The organism is Kribbella hippodromi, assembly GCF_039531045.1.
Taxonomy (GTDB): domain Bacteria; phylum Actinomycetota; class Actinomycetes; order Propionibacteriales; family Kribbellaceae; genus Kribbella; species Kribbella hippodromi.
On sequence record NZ_BAAAPH010000012.1, the window covers coordinates 13783 to 35810 of the forward strand.

At 67.2% G+C, this 22028-nt stretch carries 19 protein-coding genes; 12 read left to right on the top strand and 7 right to left on the bottom strand.

Annotation, left to right across the window (positions count from 1 at the left end; all coding sequences use genetic code 11):
* The first annotated feature begins 56 nt into the window (after nucleotides 1–56).
* From ABD260_RS19225 to ABD260_RS19235, 3 genes are all read left to right on the top strand, one after another.
* The gene (locus ABD260_RS19225) at nucleotides 57–1502 is read left to right on the top strand and encodes an MFS transporter (RefSeq protein WP_344234973.1); all 1446 of its coding nucleotides are present in this window, start codon (nucleotides 57–59) and stop codon (nucleotides 1500–1502) included.
* 215 nt (nucleotides 1503–1717) lie between these two features.
* A complete protein-coding gene (locus tag ABD260_RS19230; RefSeq protein WP_344234974.1) occupies nucleotides 1718–2344 on the top strand; it encodes an MOSC domain-containing protein in 627 nt (208 codons plus the stop codon).
* 49 nt (nucleotides 2345–2393) lie between these two features.
* On the top strand, nucleotides 2394–3599 hold the full coding sequence (locus tag ABD260_RS19235) for an MFS transporter (RefSeq protein WP_344234975.1): 1206 nt from the start codon (nucleotides 2394–2396) through the stop codon (nucleotides 3597–3599).
* Nucleotides 3600–3609: 10 nt separating this feature from the next.
* Here the strand turns inward: ABD260_RS19235 and ABD260_RS19240 are convergent, their stop codons facing one another.
* From ABD260_RS19240 to kduI, 3 genes are all read right to left on the bottom strand, one after another.
* Entirely contained in the window at nucleotides 3610–4365 is a 756-nt protein-coding gene (locus ABD260_RS19240; protein WP_344234976.1) for an IclR family transcriptional regulator, read from the bottom strand.
* 80 nt (nucleotides 4366–4445) lie between these two features.
* Nucleotides 4446–5234 carry an SDR family oxidoreductase gene (locus ABD260_RS19245; protein WP_344234977.1) on the bottom strand — a complete coding sequence of 263 codons (789 nt, stop codon included), beginning with the start codon at nucleotides 5232–5234 and terminating at the stop codon, nucleotides 4446–4448.
* Nucleotides 5231–6055: a 5-dehydro-4-deoxy-D-glucuronate isomerase gene (kduI, locus tag ABD260_RS19250; RefSeq protein WP_344234978.1), complete on the bottom strand. Its 825-nt coding sequence runs from the start codon at nucleotides 6053–6055 to the stop codon at nucleotides 5231–5233. The genes ABD260_RS19245 and kduI overlap by 4 nt, the downstream gene beginning before the upstream one ends.
* A 149-nt stretch (nucleotides 6056–6204) precedes the next feature.
* Here kduI and ABD260_RS19255 point away from each other — a divergent pair, with 149 nt between their 5' ends.
* From ABD260_RS19255 to ABD260_RS19270, 4 genes are all read left to right on the top strand, one after another.
* A complete protein-coding gene (locus ABD260_RS19255; RefSeq protein WP_344234979.1) occupies nucleotides 6205–7713 on the top strand; it encodes a sodium:solute symporter family protein in 1509 nt (502 codons plus the stop codon).
* 79 nt (nucleotides 7714–7792) lie between these two features.
* Nucleotides 7793–7978 (top strand): tautomerase family protein, encoded by a 186-nt coding sequence (locus ABD260_RS19260; protein ID WP_344234980.1) that lies wholly within the window; start codon nucleotides 7793–7795, stop codon nucleotides 7976–7978.
* A 216-nt stretch (nucleotides 7979–8194) separates the two neighbouring features.
* A complete protein-coding gene (locus ABD260_RS19265; RefSeq protein WP_425553356.1) occupies nucleotides 8195–9220 on the top strand; it encodes an aspartate-semialdehyde dehydrogenase in 1026 nt (341 codons plus the stop codon).
* Between the two features lie 183 nt (nucleotides 9221–9403).
* On the top strand, nucleotides 9404–11239 hold the full coding sequence (locus tag ABD260_RS19270; protein WP_344234982.1) for an AMP-dependent synthetase/ligase: 1836 nt from the start codon (nucleotides 9404–9406) through the stop codon (nucleotides 11237–11239).
* Between the two features lie 9 nt (nucleotides 11240–11248).
* Here ABD260_RS19270 and ABD260_RS19275 read toward each other — a convergent pair whose 3' ends face one another.
* The 3 genes from ABD260_RS19275 to ABD260_RS19285 form a co-directional block, all read right to left on the bottom strand.
* Entirely contained in the window at nucleotides 11249–11650 is a 402-nt protein-coding gene (locus tag ABD260_RS19275; protein WP_344234983.1) for a hypothetical protein, read from the bottom strand.
* A 97-nt stretch (nucleotides 11651–11747) separates the two neighbouring features.
* Nucleotides 11748–12623 (bottom strand): alpha/beta fold hydrolase, encoded by an 876-nt coding sequence (locus ABD260_RS19280; RefSeq protein ID WP_344234984.1) that lies wholly within the window; start codon nucleotides 12621–12623, stop codon nucleotides 11748–11750.
* Nucleotides 12624–12665: 42 nt separating this feature from the next.
* Complete coding sequence (locus ABD260_RS19285; RefSeq protein ID WP_344234985.1) at nucleotides 12666–15092, bottom strand: hypothetical protein; 2427 nt, start codon at nucleotides 15090–15092, stop codon at nucleotides 12666–12668.
* Nucleotides 15093–15261: 169 nt separating this feature from the next.
* On the opposite strand from ABD260_RS19285, the gene ABD260_RS19290 reads away from it, so the two are divergent.
* The 5 genes from ABD260_RS19290 to ABD260_RS19310 all read left to right on the top strand — a co-directional run bounded on the left by ABD260_RS19290 (nucleotide 15262) and on the right by ABD260_RS19310 (nucleotide 20989).
* Nucleotides 15262–16329, top strand: a complete 1068-nt coding sequence (locus tag ABD260_RS19290) for a LacI family DNA-binding transcriptional regulator (protein WP_344234986.1) — start codon at nucleotides 15262–15264, stop codon at nucleotides 16327–16329.
* The gene (locus ABD260_RS19295; protein ID WP_344234987.1) at nucleotides 16329–17924 is read left to right on the top strand and encodes an FAD-dependent oxidoreductase; all 1596 of its coding nucleotides are present in this window, start codon (nucleotides 16329–16331) and stop codon (nucleotides 17922–17924) included. Before ABD260_RS19290 ends, ABD260_RS19295 begins: the two co-directional genes overlap by 1 nt.
* A 71-nt stretch (nucleotides 17925–17995) precedes the next feature.
* Nucleotides 17996–19273: an ABC transporter substrate-binding protein gene (locus ABD260_RS19300; RefSeq protein WP_344234988.1), complete on the top strand. Its 1278-nt coding sequence runs from the start codon at nucleotides 17996–17998 to the stop codon at nucleotides 19271–19273.
* Nucleotides 19273–20160 (top strand): carbohydrate ABC transporter permease, encoded by an 888-nt coding sequence (locus tag ABD260_RS19305; protein WP_344235178.1) that lies wholly within the window; start codon nucleotides 19273–19275, stop codon nucleotides 20158–20160. The genes ABD260_RS19300 and ABD260_RS19305 overlap by 1 nt, the downstream gene beginning before the upstream one ends.
* On the top strand, nucleotides 20150–20989 hold the full coding sequence (locus tag ABD260_RS19310) for a carbohydrate ABC transporter permease (protein ID WP_344234989.1): 840 nt from the start codon (nucleotides 20150–20152) through the stop codon (nucleotides 20987–20989). Before ABD260_RS19305 ends, ABD260_RS19310 begins: the two co-directional genes overlap by 11 nt.
* Nucleotides 20990–21130: 141 nt before the next feature.
* Here ABD260_RS19310 and ABD260_RS19315 read toward each other — a convergent pair whose 3' ends face one another.
* A complete protein-coding gene (locus ABD260_RS19315) occupies nucleotides 21131–22018 on the bottom strand; it encodes an HpcH/HpaI aldolase family protein (protein WP_344234990.1) in 888 nt (295 codons plus the stop codon).
* Between the last annotated feature and the right edge of the window lie 10 nt (nucleotides 22019–22028).

Genomic DNA, 22028 nt, shown 5'->3' on the forward strand with positions numbered 1-22028 from the left:
ACCACCCGCGACCAGCTGGTGGGGATGTTGTCGTCAGCGCATGGCCGGGGTTGGCGATGAGGGGCTTGGGGCGGGGGTTGGTTTGGTTTTTGGTGTTTGTGGGGTTGGCGAGTGCGGTGATCGGGAGTCTGGGGGCGCCGCTGATTACGGCGGTGGCGGAGGCGTATGGGGTGTCGCTCGCGGCTTCGCAGTGGACGTTGACGATCGCCTTGCTGGCTGGATCGGTGGCGACTCCGGTGCTCGGGCGGCTGGGGTCGGGGTCGCGGCGGCGGACTGTTGTGTTGACGGTTCTGGGAGTTGAGGTGGTCGGCAGTCTGTTGACCGTGATTCCATTGCCGTTCGCGTTGCTGTTGCTCGGGCGGGCGGCGCAGGGGTCGGGGCTCGGTCTGGTGGTGCTGATGATGGCGGTTGCCCGCGATCACCTGGACGAACAGCGCGCGGCACGGACGATCGCCCTGCTCTCAGTCGCGTCCACCGCCGGTATCGGCATCGGCTATCCGTTGTCGGGCATCCTCACCGACCAGTTCGGCGTACGCGCCGCCTATGGACTCGGACTTGTAGTCACAGTGGCCGCCTTAGTCGCTGCTGTCTTCATGCTGCCGCACGCGCCGACTCGCCCACCGACTACAACTCGGCCCGACGGCCCCACCCCCGCAAGCACATCCACCAGGTCTGACGTGCGCGGCGCCCCCGCAAGCACATCCACCAGGTTTGACGTACGCGGTGTGGTCTTGCTCGCGATCGCGCTCCCTGCGCTGCTCCTGGTCATCGGCGAGACCCGTCTCTGGCAGCACCACGCTGGGCTGGCTGTAGTCATCTTGGTTGCCGCGCTGCTGGTGCTGTTCGGCTGGGCCGTTCTCGAGGCGCGTACTGAACATCCACTGGTCGACGTACGCCTGCTCCGCCATCCTGCTGTTGCCGCCGCCAACGTGGTGATGCTGGTCGGCGGCGTCGGTATGTATCTGCTCTTCAGCCTGATCACCCGCTACGTGCAGACACCGACGGCGGCCGGGTACGGGTTCGGGCTGAGCACCTTTGAAGCTGGTCTGGTGCTGGTTCCGTTCTCGGTGCTGGGGTTCGTGGCTGGGCGGTTGGTGCCGGGGTGGCGGGAGTGGCTCGGCGCGCGGTTGTTGCTGGGGGCAAGTACTTCGGTGGTGCTGGCGGCGTTCGTGCTGTTCGCTGTCGCCCGGGCGCAGCTGGTACTGCCGATTGTCGCGATCGGCGTCCTCGGTTTCGGGGTGGGTGCGTTTTCGGCGGCGATGCCGGCGGTGATCCTCGCGGTGACGCCGGCCGCGGAGACTGCCAGCGCGATGAGCGTGAACGCGGTCGTCCGGAGCGTCGGCTTCTCGACCGGGAGCGCGCTCGGCGGCCTGATCCTCGCGGCGCACACCACCGGTACGTTCCCCACCGAGTCCGGCTTCACCACCGCCGCATGGATCGGCGCCGCCGCGACCACAGGCACCCTCCTGATCATCACCCTCCTCCCACTCAAACCCCGCTGACCCGGCACCACTAACCGCCCCGGGAGCTGGCCGAGCCGCTCTTCCGCGCCGGGAAGGGGCCGAGCCGCTCCACTGCGCCGGGAGCGGCCCGGGCAGCTCCACCGCGCCGGGCACCGGCGGGTCGGCTCCTCCATGCAGATGGGCTGGCCGGCGCCCGCGATCCATCACCGGGTTAATCGGTGGCTTGGGATCGGACGTTGAGGGAGGATGTTGGTATGCGGTTGCTGACGGTGAACGTGGTCGAGGAGTTGATCCCTGGGCCCAAGGAGACCGGGTTCACCGCGATCGACAAGCGGCCGCAGGCCGGGCGGGTCCGGGTGGGTGAGCTCGGGCTCGAAGGGGACCGGGTGTGCGACACCAAGAACCACGGCGGCCCGGACCTCGCGCTGTACACGTACGCCGAGGAGGACGCCGACTGGTGGGCCGCGCAACTCGGTCGCGACATCCCGACCGGGCTGTTCGGCGAGAACCTCCGGACCCAAGGCCTCGACGTGAACGGCGCGTTGCTCGGTGAGGTGTGGGCGATCGGCGACGAGGTCGAGGTGATGGTTCGGGCGCCGCGCATCCCGTGCATCACGTTCCAGCACCGGATGCAGGAGCCGCGGTGGGTCAAACGATTCCACCAAGCAGGCCGGCCCGGGGCGTACCTGAAGGTGCTTCGTACCGGAACCATCGGTGCCGGCGACTCGATCCGGATCGTCAGCCGGCCGGAGCACGAGGTGACGGTTGCGCACATGTTCGGCGAACAGGACCCGGCCAAGCTGCGGGCGATGCTCGACTCCGGCGTGGACCTGATGGACGAGCTCCGCGAAACCGCAAACCGGGTACTCGCCCGCGGCTGACCCCGCACCACCAGTTGCGACTTAGTCGCAGGTGGCTGATGATTGTGCGGTGCGCAAACTGTTGCCGGCTCCGGGGCCGCTGAGGCCGTTGGCGTTGGCCACCTTGTTGAGCCGGGTCGGCAACGGCCTGCTGATGACGATCAGCGTGCTGTACTTCACCCGCATCGTCGGACTCTCCATCGCACAGGTCGGCCTCGGGCTGACCGTGGCTGGGCTGTTCGGGTTGCTGGCGAGCATTCCGTTCGGGCATCTCGCCGACCGGCGCGGCCCGCGGACGCTGTTCGTCGTACTCAGCCTGCTGCTCTCCTTGCTCGCCCTGCTCTACCTGGTGATCGGATCGTTCTGGCAGTTCGTCCTGGTCGCCTCAGCGGTGACGGTGCTGGATCGCGGTTCGAACGCGGTCCGGTTCGCATTGATCGCCGGTGTCACGCAGGGGTCCGAGCGGGTCGCGGCGCGGGCGTACCTGCGTTCGATGACCAACATCGGCGTCACCGCGGGCGCCGGCCTCGGGGCGGTCGCGCTCTCGTTCGGTACAGCCGCGGCGTACCAAACGATGTTTGTCGTGTACGTCGTGCTCGGTGTGGCCGCTGCACTGGTAGTACTCGCCGTACCGCGAGTAGCCCCGCACCCGCGGACGGACGGACCCGTGTGGATCGCACTGCGCGACCGCGGCTACCTGGCGGTATCGGCGCTCAACGCCGCGATCTCGATCCACTACTCGGTGATCGACGTGGCCATCCCGTTGTGGGTTGTCGAGCACACGGATGCACCGCATTGGGCTGCCGCATTGCCGTTGATAGTGAACGCGGCCGGTGTCGCAGTGCTGCAGGTACGCGCCTCGCGCGGCATCGTCGACACCGTGTCCGCTGCGCGAGCCACCCGGACGGCCGGGCTGCTGTTGTTGGCGTCCATGGTGCTGTTCGCAACAGCGTCTGTCGGCGATGCGGTGGTGGCGGTAGTAGTGCTGGCAGTTGCGGCGCTGGTCCAGACGGCGGGCGAGTTGCTGCAGTCGTCCGGGTCGTTCTTGCTGGGATTCGATTTGGCCGCGGAGCATGCACAGGGGCAGTACCAGGGGGTCTGGAACACGAGTACGTCAGTGAGCTCGATGCTTGCGCCGTCGGTGATGGCACTGTTGCCGCTGGGGCTCGGCGTACCTGGGTGGATCGTGCTAGGCGGCTGGTTCGCGCTGACCGGCGTACTGTTCGTCCCAATCGTCCGCTGGGCAGCAGCACGTCGACCAGTCGTCGCGCACTAACGCCGGTGCATCAGCTGGTCGGCTCGCGGTAGCCCAGTGCGCCAGAGATCTTCCGGGCGGCCTCGATCGCGGCGGGCGCCATCAGCGCGACCTGTGCGATCGACTGCTCCAACGACAACGTGGAGATGCTGACCGCAGCCACCGCGGCACCGGTGTGATCGTGGATCACCGCGGCAACGCACCGGATCCCCGGCTCGTTCTCCTCGTCGTCAAGCGCATAACCACGCCCGCGGATCTGCGCCAGATCCGCCTTCAACGCCGCCGCGCTCGTATGCGTCAGCGGCGTACGCGCCGGCAGCCCCGTCCGGGTGATGTGGACGTCGAGCGTCTCATCGTCCTTCTCCGCCAGCAGCGCCTTGCCGATGCCGGTGCAGTGCAGCCAGATCGCCTTGCCGACCCGCGACGGCATCCGGTACGGCTTGGGCCCGTCCAGCCGTGCGACGTAGATCGCCTCGTCGCCGTTGAGCAGCCCGACATGCACCGTACAGCGAGTCTGCGCAACCAGATCGGCAAGCACCGGGCGCGCCACGGTCGCCAGGTCGACGTTCGTCAGCGCATGCCCGGCCAGCCGGAGCGCCTTCGGGCCCGGGTGGTACGAGCCGTCCTCCGCCTGTGCGACGAACTGGTGCTCGACCAGCGACGCCATGATCCGGTGCACGGTCGACTTGGCCAGGCCGGTCGCGTTCACCACGTCGGTGAACCGCGAATGCTCCAGTACCGCGTCGAGCACCATCAACGTCTTGTCGATGGCCGAGGGCGAGCTCATGTCCGACATCCTGCCACTCCCATCCACACCGCCCGGAGCTACTGTCCCGAGTCGGCGCGCTAGTGCCTCCGGCGCAGGTACTAGCGGGCCAGCCAGCCGCCATCGACCGCGAGTACGTGCCCGTTGACGTAGTCCGCCGCGGGCGACGCCAGGAACACCGCCGCGCCGACCACGTCCTCCGGCCGCCCCCAGCGGCCGGCCGGGATGCGCTCCCGGATCGTTCTCTCCCGATCCGGATCCGCGCGCAGCTCGGCGGTGTTGTCGGTGCTGATGTACCCCGGCGCGATCGCGTTCACCTGGACGCCGGCCGGACCCCACTCGTTGGCCAGCGCCCGGGTGAGCCCTGCCACCGCGTGCTTGCTGGCAGTGTAGGCCGGTACGGTGATCCCGCCCTGGAAGCTGAGCAGCGACGCGATCGTGACGATCTTCCCGCGGCCGCGTTCCGCCATCGCGGCGCCGAGCGGCCGGGTGACTGCCCAGGTGGAATTCAGGTTCACGTCGATCACGTGCTGCCAGTCAGCGGTCGCCGTCGTCGCGGCGGGCGAGCGCCGGATCGTACCGGCGTTGTTGACCACGATGTCGATGGTGTGTTGCTGCGCCAGCTCGACCGCCGTTGCCTCGACCGCGGCGGGATCGGCAAAGTCGGCGAGTACCACGGTCGGGTCGGGGCCGCCGTGCTGTTTGATCGCCTCCAGGGTGTCCTCGATCGCGGCGTCGCGGGTCATCAGGATCAGGTGGGCGCCGGCCGCCGCGTACCCGGCCGCGATCGCCGCGCCGATCCCACGCCGCGCCCCGGTCACCAGCGCCGTCCGCCCGACCAGACTGAACGCCGATGCCGGGCTGGAGGTTGGGGTGGGGCCGATCGTCATCGGAGGTCCCGGACGTCGACGCCGTCCATGTCGCCGAAGGCCTGGTTCTCGCCGGCCATCGCCCAGACGAAGCTGTACGACGACGTGCCGCAGCCGGAGTGAATCGACCAGCTCGGCGAAATGACAGCCTGCCGATCCGCGACGATCAGATGCCGGGTCTGGTCCGGTTCGCCGAGCAGATGCACGATCCGTTCGCTCTCCGGCAGACCGAAGTACAGGTAACACTCGGTCCGCCGGTCATGGGTGTGCGCGGGCATGGTGTTCCACGTACTCCCCGCGTGCAATGTGGTGACCCCAAGCACGATCTGACAACTGCGTACGCCATCAGCATGGATGTATTGGTCGATGGTCCGGCGGTTCGCGGTCTGCTGATCGCCGAGCTCGAGCCGATTGCCCTCGCCGGGGTTCACCTGCCTGGTCGGATACTCGGCATGCGCGGGCGCCGAGAACACGTAGTACGCGGAGTCCGGTCCGTCGAAGACGACGTCACGGGCGCCGCGCCCCACGTACAGACAAGCGCCGGTGCTCAGCTCGTACTTGGTGCCGTCCACGCTCACTGTGCCGGGCGCGCCGACGTTGACGATGCCGGCTTCGCGGCGCTCGAGGAAGAACTCGCTGCGGAGCTCCGGGTAGGTGCCCAGCGTCAGCGGCCTGTCGGTCGGGCGGGCGCCCGCGAGCACGATCCGGTCGTGGTGGCTGAGCACCGCGGTGACGGCGCCCGGGACGAAGAGGTCGTCCACCAGGTAGTGCCGGCGCAGTCCCGCGGTGTCGAGCCCAGGGACTTGGTCGGGATGAGTGGCATGCCTGATCTGCAAATTCACGGAACAAGGTTCTACTCACCGGAACATGCCGTCAAGCGCTGGAGTTTGTGGAACTGCGCTGGCAAATGTTCCAGGTTCCGTGACTTGACACTCGGTTCTGGTCAATGGAACCTGGCAGTCATTCGCCCACCCGCCCCTGGGGGATTGCCATGACTACTTTGGACTGGTCCGTTCTGGTCGGTTACTTCGTACTGATGGTGCTGATCGGTGTCTGGTCGCGTACGAAGATCAAGACCGTTGTCGACTACTTCACCACCGGCGGACGCATTCCGTGGTGGTTGTCCGGGATCTCGCATCACATGTCCGGGTACAGCGCGGTCATGTTCGTCGCGTTCGCGGCGGTCGCGTACTCGTACGGCATCACCGTCTATGTCTGGTGGGCGATGTCGATCGGGATCGGCGTCGGCATCGGTGCGTTCCTGTTCGCGGCGCGGTGGAACCGGCTGCGCGCGAAGCACGGTGTCGTGTCGCCGCTGGAGTACCTCGCCCGCCGGTACAACCTTCCGACCCAGCAGGCGCTCGCGTACTCCGGCGCCGCGCTGAAGGTGGTCGACATCGCGTCGAAATGGGTCGCGATCGCCGTACTGCTGAACGGTTTCACGGGCGTACCGATCCGGTGGGGCATCCTGCTCACGGGCGTGGTGACGATGCTGTACGCGACGCTCGGCGGTCTTTGGGCCGATGTGCTGACGGACTTCGGCCAGTTCGTGATCCAGTTCGGTGCGGGCGTCGCGATGTTCGTCGGCGTACTGCATCACCTGGACGGCGTACCCACCTTGTGGAAGATGTGGGACGAGTTGCCGGCCGGGCACGGGCATGCGCTGAACGGGCCGTACACGCCGGTGTTCCTGATCGCGTTCCTGTTCATCAAGACGTTCGAGTACAACGGCGGCATGTGGAACCTCGCGCAGCGCTACATGGCCGCGCCGTCCGGTACCGCGGCGAAGAAGTCCGCCTTGCTGTCATCAATCCTTTGGCTGGTTTGGCCGCTGATCCTGTTCATCCCGATGTGCGCGGCGCCGCTGCTCGTACACCCTGGTAAGCCCGAGCAGTCGTACGTCGAGCTGGCGCAACTGCTCTTGCCGAGCGGGCTGATCGGGTTGGTGCTGGCCGGGTTCTTCTCGCACACGATGGCGATGGTGGCGTCCGACGCGAACGCGATCTCGTCGGTGATCACGCGGGACCTCGCGCCGGTCCTCGTTCCGCGCGTACGCCGGCTGACCGATGGTGCGACGCTGAAAATGGCGCGGATCGTCACGTTCACGTTCGTCACCGGGAGCATGCTGATCGCGATCGCGACGAACGGTGAGGGCGTCGTACTGAAGATCGTCGTCGACCTGGTCGCGGCGACGATGGGGCCGATCGCGATCCCGTTGATGCTCGGGTTGCTGCCGTGGTTCCGGCGCAGCGGGCCGCGGGCGGCGCTGGTGTCCTGGGCGATCGGCCTGGTCGCTTGGGCGGTTGTGAAATGGGGCGTCGGCTCCACCGACCAGACCCTCGTCGTCGCGTTGCCGCTGGCAACTTCCTTGCTGGTGTACGCCGGGCTCGGCCTGCTACTGCCCGAACCCAAGCCGGCTGTCGACGAACTGCTCGACTCCCTGAACACCGACCCCAACTCACCCGCCGAGACACCCCACCCGGCGCCCACCCACCCCTGAAACACTGTCCCACAACACGGAACTGTCCCAGCGGCAACCGCCCGAGCCACGAACCGCCCGACTCTGAGGAGAATCTCGTATGCCGAACATCACCGTCGAACTGCTCTCCGGCCGCACCCTCGACCAGCGCCGCGAGTTCGTCGCCGCCGTCACCGACTCCGCGATCGCCATCCTCGGCGCCAAACGCGAAGCCGTTCGCATCGTCTTCCAGGAAATCGAAACCACCGACGTAGCCAACGGCGGCACCCTCGTCGCCGACGCCTGACCACCACCCTCCACCACCCGCCCCCCACCACTCACCCTTCCGCACTTTGGGAACCCAACCCCCTGTCCCTTCCCGCTTTGAGAACCCACCACGTACTTTCCGGCCGCCGAAACGCGCGGTGGCTTCCCAAAGCCGGGGCGAGCGGCCGCGGGTGTGGGGGCTCCGGATGGTGGACTTGGGGTGGGTGGGGTGGGGCGTGCGGTTAGGGTGGCGGGTATGCGAGTTGGGGTTTTCGGTGCGACCGGTCAGGTCGGTGGAGTGATGCGTGAGCTGCTGGTGGAGCGTGGCTTCCCGGTGGACGAGGTGCGGTTCTTCGCCTCGGCGCGGTCGGCGGGTACGACGCTGGCGTTCGGTGATCGGGAGGTGACGGTCGAGGATTCGGCCACCGCTGACTTCACCGGGCTCGAGCTCGCGCTGTTCTCCAACGGGAAGACGGCGTCCAAGGAGCTCGCGCCCAAAGTCGCCGCGGCTGGGGCGGTCGTGGTGGACAACTCGTCCGGCTGGCGCATGGACCCGGACGTACCGCTGGTCGTCTCCGAGGTGAACCCCGAGGACCTGAACACCATCCCCAAGGGCATCGTCGCGAACCCGAACTGCACCACGATGGCCGCGATGCCGGTGCTCGCGCCGCTGCACCGCGCCGCCGGTCTGACCCGGCTCGTGGTCTCGACGTACCAGGCGGTCTCCGGTTCCGGTGGCGTCGGCGTGAGCGAGCTGGAAGACCAGGCGCGGGCGCTGTCCGTGGCCGGCGGTGCGCTCGCCCGCGGTACCGACGGGATCGCGCTGCCCGAGCCCAAGGTGTACGCCGCGCCGATCGCCTTCAACGTGCTGCCCTTGGCCGGATCGATCGTTGCCGACGGCACCGGTGAGACCGACGAAGAGCAGAAGCTCCGGAACGAGAGCCGGAAGATCCTGCACCTGCCGGACCTCCCGGTCGCAGGGACCTGCGTGCGGGTGCCGGTCTTCACGGGTCACTCGCTCAGCATCCACGCCGAGTTCGCGGAGCCGATCACGCCGGAACAAGCCACCGAGCTCCTCGGCAAGGCACCGGGCGTCGCCGTCACGGACCTCCCGACTCCGCTGCTCGCAGCCGGCCAGGATCCGTCGTACGTCGGCCGCATCCGCCAGGACCAGTCGGTCCCCGGCAACCGCGGCCTGATCCTCTTCGTGTCGAACGACAACCTCCGCAAGGGCGCCGCCCTGAACGCAGTACAAATAGCAGAACTCCTCGCCAATCGCTGACCCGGTGGAAGCAGCCGGGCAGGCGGATGCACTGCTGCCGGACAGACAGTGAGGCTGGGGCCACCGTTGGTAGCTGTTGCGGAAACGTGATGGAGAAGCTGTACGTGGGCAGGCGAGTGCCATGGCCAGGACCAGCCGTAGCAGTTACCCTCCGGTTTACTTGACCCCCACTGGAGGCCAGTCATGAAACCTGTCGCCGATTCCGGCCAGCTTGCACTGCTCAGCAGCCGTAAGGACACGATGGCCCAGATGTTTCTGGACCGGGTCGCGGCGACCCCGGAACGGGAGGCGTTCCGGTTCCCGCGGGGAGACGAGTGGAAGTCGGTGACCTGGCGGGAGACCGAGGAGCTGACCCGCCGGCGTGCGGCCGGGCTGATCGCGCTTGGGCTGGAGCCGGAGCAGCGGGTCGGGATCGCGTCCAGCACCCGGATCGAGTGGATCGAGTGCTACCTCGCCGCCGTACTGGCTGCCGCCGCGACGACCACGATCTACCCGTCGACAATCTCCGCGGACGTGGCGTTCATCGTCTCGGATGCGGACGTGCAGGTGGTGTTCGCCGAGGACGCGGAGCAGGTGGACAAGCTCCGCAAGCACCGTGCGGAGACACCGTCGCTGCAGAAGGTTGTGCTGCTCGACGGGCAGCCGGCCGAGAGCGACGGCGACTGGGTGATCACGCTGGCCGACCTGGACGCGCTCGGCGCCGAGTACCTGACCGAACATCCGGAGATTGTTGACAATCGACTGGCTGGGATCACGCCGGACCACCTCTGCACGTTGATCTACACCTCCGGCACGACCGGCCGGCCGAAGGGCGTCCGGCTGCCGCACTCGGTCTGGACGTACGAGGGCGCGGCCGTCGAGGGCATGCGCGTACTGAGCCAGGACGATCTGCAGTTCCTGTGGCTGCCGTTGTCGCACGTGTTCGGCCAGGTGCTGGTCGCGGTGCAGTGCCAGATCGGATTCGCGACGGCGGTCGACGGGCGGATCGACAAGATTGTTGACAATGCGGCAATCGTGCAGCCGACGTTCATGGCCGCGGCGCCGCGGATCTTCGAGAAGGCGCACGCGCGGATCCGGACGATGATCGAGTCCGAGGGCGGTGCGAAGGCGAAGCTGTTCGCCTGGGCGTTCGGCATCGGCGCGAAGGTGTCGGTGCTGCGGCAGGCGGGCAAGGAGCCAAAGGGTTTGCTGGGTGCGCAGTACGCGGCGGCCGACAAGCTGGTGCTGTCGAAGATCCGGGACCGGTTCGGCGGACGGATCAGGTTCTTCGTGTCCGGGTCGGCGGCGCTGGACAAGTCGCTGGCCGAGTGGTTCCACGCGGCCGGTTTGCTGATCGTGGAAGGGTACGGGCTGTCCGAGACGGCGGCGGGGTCGACGCTGAACCGGCCGACGCAGTACCGGCTCGGCAGTGTCGGGCCGGCCTTTCCCGGCACGCAGATCAAGATCGCCGAGGACGGCGAGATCCTGATCAAGGGCGACGGCGTGATGAGCGGGTACCACAACCAGCCGGAGCAGACCGCCGAGGTGATCGACGCCGATGGCTGGTTCCACACCGGCGACATCGGTCACTTCGAGGATGAGTTCCTGTTCATCACCGACCGGAAGAAGGACCTGTTCAAGACCTCCGGCGGCAAGTACGTCGCCCCGCAGGTGATCGAGGGCCGGTTCAAGACCATCTGCCCGTACGCGAGCCAGTTCATTGTCCACGGCAACCAGCGCAACTTCGTCTCCGCGCTGGTCACGCTGGACCCGGACGCGATCACCGGCTGGGCAGCGGCGAACGGCCTCGGCGGCAAGCCGTATGCGGAGATCGTCACCTCCGACGCCGCCCGCGCCATGGTCCAGGGCTACGTCGACGAACTCAACGCCACCCTGAACCGCTGGGAAACCATCAAGAAGTTCACCATCCTCGACCGCGACCTCACCGTGGAGTCCGGCGAAATGACCCCCAGCCTCAAACTGAAACGCAAACACGTCGAATCCGAATACGCCGACCTACTCGACAAGATGTACGAGTAGCTACCGCCTTCAGCCGCCGCGGACCAGACCCCCGTCGCGCCACCGGCGAAGGTTCGCCAGGACGCGGGCATCGCCAAGCGCCCGCACCAGGGAGTCATACAGCTCGGCCTCGGCGTTGACGACAACCGATCCGCCCTCGTCGGACAACTCAACGACAACCCGGCTGGCTCGATCCCACACCGTCGCGTCATACGCCCACGGCGCAAAGGCGGCGAAAGCCGCCCAACCGTCGTGGTCACTCCGCATGACCCCCGTCCGCGCGTAGCCCGAGTCCTCTACGCGCCCGGACACACCGGCGAGGTGCCGAAGTACGTCAGCCGCAGCCAGAACGTCAGCCGGCCAGCTTTCATCGGTGACGGGCACGTCGGTCTCGTACTCAGCCGCGAGCTCGCGCACCACTTCCAGGATCACACCGCAAGCGTCCGTGATTTGCTCGCGACTCCATCCGTCGCTCGCCAGCACATAGCTTGAGGCTCGTTGGTCGTGCGTCCGCTTGGTTGTCATCGGGTTATGGGTGGAGGAACTTCTGGATGGTCTGGACGTATTCGAGTGGTTGTTCTTCGTCGATGGAGTGGGCGGCGTGGGGGAAGATTTCCAGGGTGGCGTGGGGGAGGCGGGTGGAGAGGTCGCGGGGGATGTCGAAGCCGACCTGGCGGTCCCAGAGGCCGGCCAGGATCAGAGTGGGCACGTCGAGGGCGGCTAGGTCGTCGGCCAGGTCGGGGCGCTCGTTGCCGACCAGGGCCATCGCCATCTCGCTGTTCCCGGCCGGGGCGTTCACATCGGCGGGCGGGATATTCGTCGGGTCGTGATAGAAGAAGTCGGCCACATCCCCGCTGCCGGCGAGCACGGTGATGGCGGTGACGGTGCGTTCGATCGGGTCGGTGAGTGGGGCGAGCTGGGTACGGAGCTCGGTGCGCTCGGCGTCGGTCAGGAACGGATCAACCGCACTTGGCCGCATTGTCCACAATCCTGGATGCAGTGGGCTCACGATCGGTGGTGCGTGCAGGATCAGCCGGTCGACCTGGTTGCGGTGGGCAACGGCGTACTCGGCGGCCAGTAGACAACCGAAGGACACACCCCATGGCACGATCCGATCGAGCCCGAGTGTCGTACGCAGTTCCTCCAGGTCCGCGACCAGTTGGTTCATCGTGTACGTCGACGGGTCGGCTGGACGCGCCGTACGGCCGCATCCGCGCTGGTCGTAGAACACCACCGGCGCTACCTTCGCGAGTTCGTCGCCGACCGACCGTTCGACGCCGTACGCGCTCTCCCCGGGCCCACCGTGCAGCAGCACCAACGGCACGCCACCGCTCGCCGCCCCGGCGACCCGCACCCAGTGCTCGACCCCACCCACCACAACAGTCCGCTCGCCGTCACTCAGCATGACGGCGAGCATACGCGCCAACGGCTCAGCCCGACCGCAGATTCACCTGCGGCGGGCTGGGCGGGTGCCGGCGAGGGTGTGGGAGGTCTTGCCAGAGGGGTGGGGGATCAGGCCGTAGTAGATGCGGGGTGCGCCGTCGAGTTTCAGGGTTACGTTGCCGTTGGCAACAGGTAGGGTGCGGGACTGCCCGATCGCGTCGACTTCGCGCACAGTCGCGCCGGCCGCGACCGAGAGCGTGGTCTTGGTCGGCCAAGGATCGACCCACACCTCAGGCGCCGGGAAGTGCCAGTCCGTCCGTTGGCCGGCGGTGTTGAGGATGTACCCATCGGCCCGATTCCACAGCACAACAGCCGGCCCGGAGGGTGTGTCGAACCACAACCCGAAGGTCTTCGGGTCGGCGAACGTCAGCCGTCCGCGGAAGACTGCCTGGTCGAAAGTGCGGGCCGCGTTCGCGTACGCCAGCAGCGACGGCTTCGGGCTCAGATCGCGGTTCATCAACCCGTAGTGGTACTCGACGTTGTCCGGATCGGCGACCTGCGGCATCCCCAGCACACTGTCGTGGAACTGATACCAGCAAACGCACTTGATCCCTTCCGCCTTTGCCAGCGCCAACGTCAGCAGCACGTTCTCAGCCGCATGCCGGTACGTGTCGTGCCACCAACTGTTCGGCTTGGTCGGGGCGTACGCCTCGGTCAGCCAGATCTCCTTCTCGCCATGCACCGCCATCAACGCCTTGAGCTGCTGCAGTCCGCCGTAGAAGTTCCAGTACGTGCCCGCTGCGCCGGTATCCCAATCGTCACCCGGCGGTACGTAATCAGGTGTGAAGTTGCCACGCCCCGGGTGGTACGCGAACGCGTCGATCAGGTCCCACCCGCCGGCCGCGATGAACTTCTCGACCCACGGTTTGTCCATCCCGGCCAGGCCGTTGTTCATCAGTTTGATGGTGCTGCCAATGGCTGCCCGGCGTTGGTATACCGGACGCAGCGCCTTGTCCAGGTACGCCTGCGCGGCGGTGCCGGTGTTGAACGGCCGGTTCAGTTCGTTGCCGACCTCGAAGTACCCGGCGCCCGCGCCGACCGCGACTGCCAGCTTGTCGGCGGCCCAGGTGGCGGCCGCCTCGTCGGTGACGTCGAGCGACGGCTGCAGCTCGATGTTGTGCCGCATCCCGCGCGCGTCGAACGCCGACGGCGGCAATCCGGGCCCGCCGTCGTACGCGATCCGGACCAGATCGATCCCCACCTTCTGCCACAGATCCAGTACGGCCGTCGCGTTCGGCTTCTGCAACCACGGATAGTTCGCAATGCCGAACATCCCGCCGGCCTGATACGTGTACGCCGGCAGCACCGCCAGGTTCGTCCGCGCGAACGCCGAATCCGCGCCGGACCGAACCACCACCTCGGCCAGCGCGATCCCACTCGCCGGAGCAGTCAGATTGAACGTGTACTGCCACGTCCCCGCCGCGCCGACATTCCCGCTGACGGTGGAGGCAGCGAGCTGTACGCCATCGAAACTGCGCATCGACAACTCAAGCTGCACCGACTTCGCCGCACCGCCGTTCGCCACCAGTGCGGTCAGCTGCATCGCCTCGCCCGCCGACGCGTACACATTGAAATCGCGATTGGTGGTCAGCTCCAGGCCGAGCTCCTTGCCACGCCCGATCGTGGCGGTGGCCGACGGCCGGGTTTCGGAGAAGAAGAAGTCGGCTTGGCTCGTCCAGCCACCGGCCGGATCGACCACGCCGGGCGCGTGCACCCAGGTCGCGTTCGTCCACGCCTGCCGCGATCGCTCCAGCAGGAACAGCCCGTGCATGCTGCCCCACGTGGAGGTGTGCGCGACGCCGATGGTGTCCTCGTACGGAATGCCGCCGCCCGCGTCGCGCACCCACTCAGTCACCGGAATGTAGTCGTCGGGCGCAGTCGGCGCCTGAATCGCACGGCTGAACAAGAACCCATCCGGTACGAGAGTGCTCGCGCCGGTGATCCGCCACTCGAGGTGAGCGTGGTTCGTGCTGACGCTGAACCAGCCGGTGACAGTACTCGAACCAGCGGCAGCGTCGAAGGTGTAGTCCATCCGGATCGCGGGCGTACCGTCCGGGAGCGCGCTCAGCGTCGGCGTACCGCCGGTCGACGACTGAATGCCGGTGACGCTGTCCTTGATCTGGAACTTCGACCCGGCGGACCGCGTGACGCCACCAGCGTCACGGATCGCGAGCCGGCCGCCCGGGCTGGCCAGCAGGCTGATCCCACCGGCTGTCAGCGTCACGTCGCCGGCCGCGGCGAACGCCCGCACCGGGGTTGCCTCGGCGACCAGTACGACCCCCGCGGCCAGCGCGGCACCGAGAAATCCACGCCGGCCAAACTGCCCCGGCTGCCCCGGCTGCCCCGGCTGCCCCGGCTGCCCCGGCTGCCCCGGCTGCCGTGATGGCGCTACCTGCCCCGGCCGCCCGTCGTGGTGCTGCGGATCGGTCATGCTCAGCTCCTCTGATAATGCCTATCTTCAACCTGAGTGACCGGAACGCTGTCAGACCACTCCGCCTGCGTCAAGAGGTCATTGCGCAAACGGAAGAGCTGTACTAGGGTCTCGCGCAATCGCTGCAGATAGGCATTATCAGTACGAGCACGATCACCACGGAGGAACGATGGCACCGAAACCTCGCCGGGTCACCCAGCGCGAGATCGCCGAGCTGGCCGGCGTCAGCCAGACCACGGTGTCGGTGGTGCTGAACGACCGCGACGGCAGCAACGTGCGGATCCCGGACGCGACCCGCGCCCGGGTCAAGGACGCCATCGAGAAGCTCACGTACGTCGCCGATCCGGCCGCCCGCCGGCTGGCCGGTCTGGACAACCAGATCATCGGCGTTTTCACGTACGAGGCCGCGTTGTCGCCGGAGAGCATGGACTTCTACGGCCCGCTGCTGAACGGTCTTGAGCGCGCGGCCGAGCGGATCGGCTGGGACCTGCTGTTCTTCACCTCTTCACCGGTCGAGAACGGGACGCGCAGTCTGTTCCACCGCAAGACGCGGCTCCGGCTGACGGACGGCTGTGTCCTGCTCGGGCAGCAGATGGTCGCGTCGGAGCTGGAGCGGCTGGTCGCCGAGCAGTTCCCGTTCGTCGCGATCGGGCGCCGGGACGAGACGGCTGCCGCGGTGCCGTACGTTGCCATCGACTACGTGACGCCGACGGCGGCGCTGATCGACCAGGCGGCGGCCGCGGGGCATCAGCAGGCGCTGTACGTCCATCGCGGCCGCGACACCCCGACCGCGCGCGACCGGCGCGGCGCCGTCGAGGCGGCTTCGGCCGAGGGCCGGCTGGCGTTCCTGCTGGTCGGCGAGGAGCGTATCGGTGACTTGCCGCGGCTCGCCCGGGCGACCGGCGCGACCTTGATCATCGCCGAGGACGCCTTCCTGATCGAGGATGTCGTGCACGCGCTGTCGGCCGCCGGCGTTTCCGTACCGGACGAGGTTTCGGTCGCCGCGCTCGGTGAGGTACGCGGTCATCGCATCGAAGGACGCCGGCTGGCCGGATTCCATGTACCGCGCGAACAGCTCGCGGCGGAGGCCCTTGACCTCTTGCAACTACTGATCGGCACTGAGCCGGGGGAGTGGACTGATTTGGACACCCAACGGTTCCTGGTCGCCGGCGTCGAGCCGGGCGAGACGATCATCGTGCGGACCCCGGAGAGCCCGGCGCCGGGGGAGGAAGCGTGATGACGAAGCTCAGCACCGAGGTGGCGATCATCGGCGGCGGACTCGGGTCCGTGGCGGCCGCGCTGGCGTTGCTGCAGCGGGGCCGGCGGGTAGTGATGACCGAGGAGTACGCGTGGCTCGGCGGGCAACTGACCTCGCAGGCGGTGCCGCCGGATGAGCACATCTGGGTCGAGCAGTTCGGCATCACAGCCCGGTACCGTGCGCTCCGTGACGGGATTCGTCAGTACTACCGCGACCACTATCCGCTGACCAGCGCCGCACGCGCGGATCGGGAGCTCAATCCGGGGCGTGGACGTGTCAGTCGGCTGTGCCATGAGCCGCGGGTGGCCGACGCGGTCATCACCGCGATGCTCGCGCCGTACCGGTCGAGCGGTCGGCTGACCGTACTGCAGCCTCGCGTTCCGATCGCCGCAGACGTACGCGATGGGGTCGTACGCAGCGTGACCGTCGCGGACCCACGTACTGGCGAAGAGACCGAGATTGCCGCGGAGTTTGTTGTCGACGGCACCGAAACCGGCGACCTGCTGCCGTTGACGGGTACGGAGTACGTGGTGGGCGCGGAGGCACGCGCTGATACCGATGAACCGAGCGCGGCCGAGATCGCCGATCCGACCAACGTGCAGTCGATCGCCTGGTGCTTCGTCTTCGACCATGTCGCGGGCGACCACACGATTCCGCGACCGGACGACTACGACTTTTGGCGCTCGTTCGAGCTGCCGTTCTGGGGCGCGCCGATGCTCTCCTTCACGGCGCCGAACCCACGCACCCTGGTGCCGGAAGAGCGGACCATGAACGTCAACCCGGCCGCCGACGTCACCGGCGACCCGCGGTTCGACGCGGGCGATCGGGATCTGTGGCAGTTCCGCCGGATCACCGCCCGGCAGAACTTCGCGCCCGGTGCGTACGACAGCGACATCGTGCTGGCGAACTGGCCGCAGCTCGACTACGTCAGCGGCTCGATCATCGACACGGACGATCGCGAAGTACATCTGCGGGCCGCGAAGGCGCAGTCCCGCGCGTACGTGCACTGGTTGCAGACCGAGGCACCCCGCCCGGACGGCGGTCATGGTTGGCCGGGCCTACGGTTGCGCGGGGATATTGTTGGTACGACCGACGGTTTCGCGCAGGCGCCGTACATCCGGGAGTCGCGGCGGATCAAGGCGTTGACCACGATCCGCGAGCAGGACGTCTCGATCAAGGCGCGGGGGTACGACGGTCCGGCCCGGTTCGACGGGTCAGTCGGCGTGGGCATGTACCGGATCGACCTGCATCCGTCGACCGGCGGCGACAACTACATCGACGTCGAGTGCGCACCGTTCGAGATCCCGCTCGGCGCGCTCGTCCCGGTGGCCACCCAGAACCTGGTTCCGGCCGCCAAGAACATTGGTACCACCCACATCACCAACGGCGCCTACCGGCTGCATCCGGTGGAGTGGAACATCGGCGAATCGGCCGGCGAACTGATCGCCTTCTGTCTGGACCGCGGCCTCGCGCCGCGGCAGATCGCGACCGGCGACGCCCTGGTCGAGCAGCTCCAGGGCCGGCTGACCGAGGCCGGCGTCGAACTGCACTGGCCCGAGATCGCCGGCTACTAGGTCGTGCCTGGTCATCCAGCGCAACCTAATCCCGAGGCGCCTGACGCGCCGTGAGTACGAAGGACCATCTGATGATCACAGCAAGGAAGCTGCTCGGCGCGCTGGCGCTGACCACGGCCGTGACGCTGACCGCCGCATGCGGCGCGTCCGGCAGCTCCGGCAGCGGCGCGGCGGCGGGCAGTACCGACGTGAAACTGCGGATGACGGTCTGGACCTCGAACGAGGATCAGCTCAAACTCTTCAACAGCATCGGCGACGCGTACAAGGCCGAGCACCCGGAAGTCACCTCGATCACCTTCGAGAGCCTGCCGTTCGCGGACTACAACACCACGCTCACCACCCAGATCGCCGGCGGCAACGCACCCGACCTGGCCTGGATGGGCGACCTGTCCAAGGACCTGATCGGCTCGGACGCACTTGTTGGCCTGACCGACAAGTTGAAGGCGACGAACGGCTGGAACTACGACGACCTGGAGGACAGTGCGACCAAGGAGTTCAGCCGCGACGGCAAGCTGTACGCCTATCCGTTCTCGAACTCGCCGTTCGCGCTCTACGTGAACAACGATCTGCTCGCCAAGGCGGGCCAGAAGATCGACCCGAAGACGCTCACCTGGGACCAGGTCGCCGCGGCCGGTGCCGCCGTACACGCCAAGACCGGCAAGGCCGGCTTCGTCGTCCGCGACTTCGACTACACCGCGTGGAACATGCTGGCGACGGTCTGGACCGGCTTCGGTGCTTCGGCCTGGAGTGCGGACGGGAAGACCTGCGAGTTCGGTAGCCCGCAGATGCAGCAGGCGTTCACGTTCCTGCACGATGCGGCGTTCAAGACGAAGGCGATGCCTGGTCCGGGTACGAAGGCGGACTTCTTCGCCGGTGACGCCGCGTTCACGGTGGCTCAGGTGTCGCGGGCGTCGCTGCTGAAGGGCTCGTTCAAGTTCGGTTTGTATCCGCTGCCGGCCGGTCCGGCGGGCAAGTACTCGGTGCTCGGTCAGGCCGGGGTCGGTGTACTTGCCGGCAGCAAGTATCCGGACCAGGCCACGGACTTCCTTGCGTACCTGACGAATCCCACGAACGCCGAGAAGTTGGCGCAGTTCTTCCCGCCGCCGCGCAAGTCGCTGCTCACGGGTGAGAAGCTTGCCGCCAACAACAAGGTGCTGTCCGCGGCGCAGCTGCAGGAGGTCGTGGTCGACCAGCTCCCGAAGGCGGTCACGCTGCCGAACCACACGCAGCCGGCCGAGATCGCCCAGAAGGGCAAGACCGCCCTGGACGCGCTCTGGAAGCCGGATGCCGACATCCCGGCCGTACTGAAGTCGGTCTGCACCGCGATCGATCCGATCCTGGCGAAGTGATGGCGTACTGGACCACCCGCCGCCGGGACGTCCTGACCGGGTACGTCTTCATCGCACCGCAATTGCTCGGGGTGCTGGTCTTCGTGCTCGTGCCGGTCGGGATGGCGATCTGGTACAGCCTGAACAAGTGGAACGTCTTCACCGGTCGGCAGACGTTCGTCGGCGGTGACAACTGGGCGGCGCTGGCCTCCGATCCGCAGTTGTCATCGGTGCTGCTGGCAACGGTTCTGTTCTCCGGTGGCGTCGTGGTCCTGAACATCGGTCTCGGTCTGCTGATCGCGGTCCTGCTGAACCGGAGATTTCGCGGCGCGACCTTCTTCCGTACGCTGTTCTTCTCGCCGGTCGTGGTGTCGGTGGTCGCCTGGACGCTGGTCTGGGGGTTCCTGCTGCAGGACAACGGCGGGATCAACGGCCTGCTCGGCGCGGTCGGTATCGAAGGGCCGAACTGGTTGCAGCACGGTGACACCGCGATGGTGTCGGTCGTCATCAGCCAGGTGGTGCGCAGTGTCGGCGTGAACATGGTGCTTTTCCTGGCGGCGTTGCAGGGCGTGCCGTCGGAGCTGTACGAGGCCGCGCGGATCGACGGTGCGCGCCCTCGGTCGATCTTTGCCCGGATCACGTTGCCGTTGATCTCACCGACAGTGTTGCTGACGGCAATCATCACGGTCGTGGGCGCGCTGCAGTCGTTCGCGCAGATCGCGGTGCTGACCGGTGGTGGACCGGAGCTGAGTACGACCGTGCTCGTGTACTACGTCTTCCAGCAGGCCTTCGAATTCAACAACATCGGGTACGGGTCGACGCTCGCTTTGATGCTGCTGAGCTTCGTGATGGTGCTGACCTTGCTGCAATGGCAGCTGCGCAAGAGATGGGTGTTCCATGAACAGTAGACGTTCGTTGATCCGGCGGGCGCTTCTGGTGGCAGCACTGGCCGTACTGGCGATACCGTTCGTCGTACCGACGGTTTGGATGATTGCCGCGTCGGTGAAACCGTTACCGGAGATCTTCAAGTCACCGCCGTCATTGTTGACGGAGCATCCGACCTTGGCGGCGTACGGGGAGGCGTTCAGCTTTCAGCCGTTCGCGCGGCAGTACGTGAACAGTTTGTACATTGCTGTGCTGGTCACGTTGATCACGTTGCTGGTGTCGAGCCTGGCCGGGTACGCGTTCGCGCGGATCAAATTTCCTGGTGCGAATGCGCTGTTCCTGGTGGTGCTGACCGGGTTGCTGGTGCCGAGTGAAGTGACGATCGTTCCGTTGTTTCAGCTGTTCAAGCAGGCTGGGATGATCAATACGCATTGGCCGTTGATTCTCGTGACTTCGCTGGCGGCGCCTTGTGTGCTGGCGACGTTCATCATGCGGCAGTTCTTCATCGCATTGCCCGCTGAATTGGAAGAAGCCGGTCTGCTGGATGGGCTCGGTCGGCCCGGGATCTGGTGGCGGATTTGTTTGCCGTTGGCTCGGCCGGCGTTGTCCGCGGTGGCGATCCTGACCTTTCTTGCCTCGTGGAACTTGTATCTGGAGCCGACGGTTTATCTGACGTCACCGGAACTGTTCACGTTGCCGCAGGCGCTGACACGGTTCACGGACGCGTACGGCGGCGAGATGTGGAACACCCAACTCGCCGCCGCCACGATGACCGTACTCCCGGTGCTGATCGTCTTCGTCGTAGCCCAACGCCACTTCGTCGAAGGCCTTGCACATTCGGGGCTGAAATGACGTGTGCGCGCGGGCGTCGACGTTGGTCCTCGAGCAAGATCAGGTGCTGACGCGGCTCGCTGATCCACCCCAAACCGGTTTGGGGTGGATTGCCTGTCCGAGGCGGGCATCTCGACGCCCCAAACCGGTTTGGGCGGGCCGCTAGCTGGACGAGCGGGCGTTGTTCAGGTGGGTGGTGGCGATTGCTTCGAGGTGGGTGAGGTCGGAGGCGACGGTCGCGTACGTGTAGCCGGCGGCGAGGCGGCGTTGGGCAGTTTCGCCGTCGGGGGTGTGGATGCCGGCTGCGACTCCAGCGGCGCGGGCGGTCTTCGCGATCAGCTCCAGGGCGGCGTCGAACTCTTCCGCGACGTCTGGGTCGCCGGGGTAGCGCCCGCCAACCGCCAAGCACAGATCAGATGGGCCGACGTAGATCCCGTCCAATCCAGGCGTCGCGCAAATCTCCGCGACGTTCGCCAAACCCTGCGGCGTCTCGATCATCGCCAGCACGACAGTCGCCGCGTCAGCCTCCGCCGGCACCGGCCCGATCCGCAACCCAGACCGCATCGGCCCATAAGACCGCACCCCACCACCAGGAGCCCTCAAGACACCACCGGCGGAAGCACCTGCACTACCCGCGTTGGCGGCGGCGGGAGCGCCCGCGCCGCTTGCGGCTCGGGCTGATGGATAGCGGGCGGCGGCGACAGCGCGGGCTGCGTCGGCTGCGGTGTCGACCAGGGGCACGATGACACCCGCCGCGCCGGCGTCCAGTGCCCGGCCGATGGGCGTCGGGTTGTTGGCCTCGACCCGCACCAACCCGACTGTGCCGGTCCCCGCACCACCCGGCGTACGCAACGAAGCCCCGGCATCGATCGCCATCAAGTTGGTCAGCAATCCCTGGTACCCGAGCAACCCGTGCTGCCCGTCGAGCGCCATATAGTCGTAGCCGATCCGGGCGATTCGTTCCGTCGCGACCGGTGCGTCCAGGACCACCCAGTACCCGATCAGCTGTTCCCGCGACCGCAGCCGCTCGGCGAAGTTTCCGGCGTTCAAAGCACTCTCC

Bases quoted from the DNA above. Each gene is read 5' to 3' on its own strand.
- ABD260_RS19225 (WP_344234973.1), top strand. From the start codon at position 57: ATGAGGGGCTTGGGGCGGGGGTTGGTTTGGTTTTTGGTGTTTGTGGGG.
- ABD260_RS19230 (WP_344234974.1), top strand. From the start codon at position 1,718: ATGCGGTTGCTGACGGTGAACGTGGTCGAGGAGTTGATCCCTGGGCCC.
- ABD260_RS19240 (WP_344234976.1), bottom strand. From the start codon at position 4,365: ATGAGCTCGCCCTCGGCCATCGACAAGACGTTGATGGTGCTCGACGCG.
- ABD260_RS19245 (WP_344234977.1), bottom strand. From the start codon at position 5,234: ATGACGATCGGCCCCACCCCAACCTCCAGCCCGGCATCGGCGTTCAGT.
- ABD260_RS19255 (WP_344234979.1), top strand. From the start codon at position 6,205: ATGACTACTTTGGACTGGTCCGTTCTGGTCGGTTACTTCGTACTGATG.
- ABD260_RS19260 (WP_344234980.1), top strand. From the start codon at position 7,793: ATGCCGAACATCACCGTCGAACTGCTCTCCGGCCGCACCCTCGACCAG.
- ABD260_RS19265 (WP_425553356.1), top strand. From the start codon at position 8,195: ATGCGAGTTGGGGTTTTCGGTGCGACCGGTCAGGTCGGTGGAGTGATG.
- ABD260_RS19270 (WP_344234982.1), top strand. From the start codon at position 9,404: ATGAAACCTGTCGCCGATTCCGGCCAGCTTGCACTGCTCAGCAGCCGT.
- ABD260_RS19280 (WP_344234984.1), bottom strand. From the start codon at position 12,623: ATGCTGAGTGACGGCGAGCGGACTGTTGTGGTGGGTGGGGTCGAGCAC.
- ABD260_RS19285 (WP_344234985.1), bottom strand. From the start codon at position 15,092: ATGACCGATCCGCAGCACCACGACGGGCGGCCGGGGCAGGTAGCGCCA.
- ABD260_RS19290 (WP_344234986.1), top strand. From the start codon at position 15,262: ATGGCACCGAAACCTCGCCGGGTCACCCAGCGCGAGATCGCCGAGCTG.
- ABD260_RS19295 (WP_344234987.1), top strand. From the start codon at position 16,329: ATGACGAAGCTCAGCACCGAGGTGGCGATCATCGGCGGCGGACTCGGG.
- ABD260_RS19300 (WP_344234988.1), top strand. From the start codon at position 17,996: ATGATCACAGCAAGGAAGCTGCTCGGCGCGCTGGCGCTGACCACGGCC.
- ABD260_RS19305 (WP_344235178.1), top strand. From the start codon at position 19,273: ATGGCGTACTGGACCACCCGCCGCCGGGACGTCCTGACCGGGTACGTC.
- ABD260_RS19310 (WP_344234989.1), top strand. From the start codon at position 20,150: ATGAACAGTAGACGTTCGTTGATCCGGCGGGCGCTTCTGGTGGCAGCA.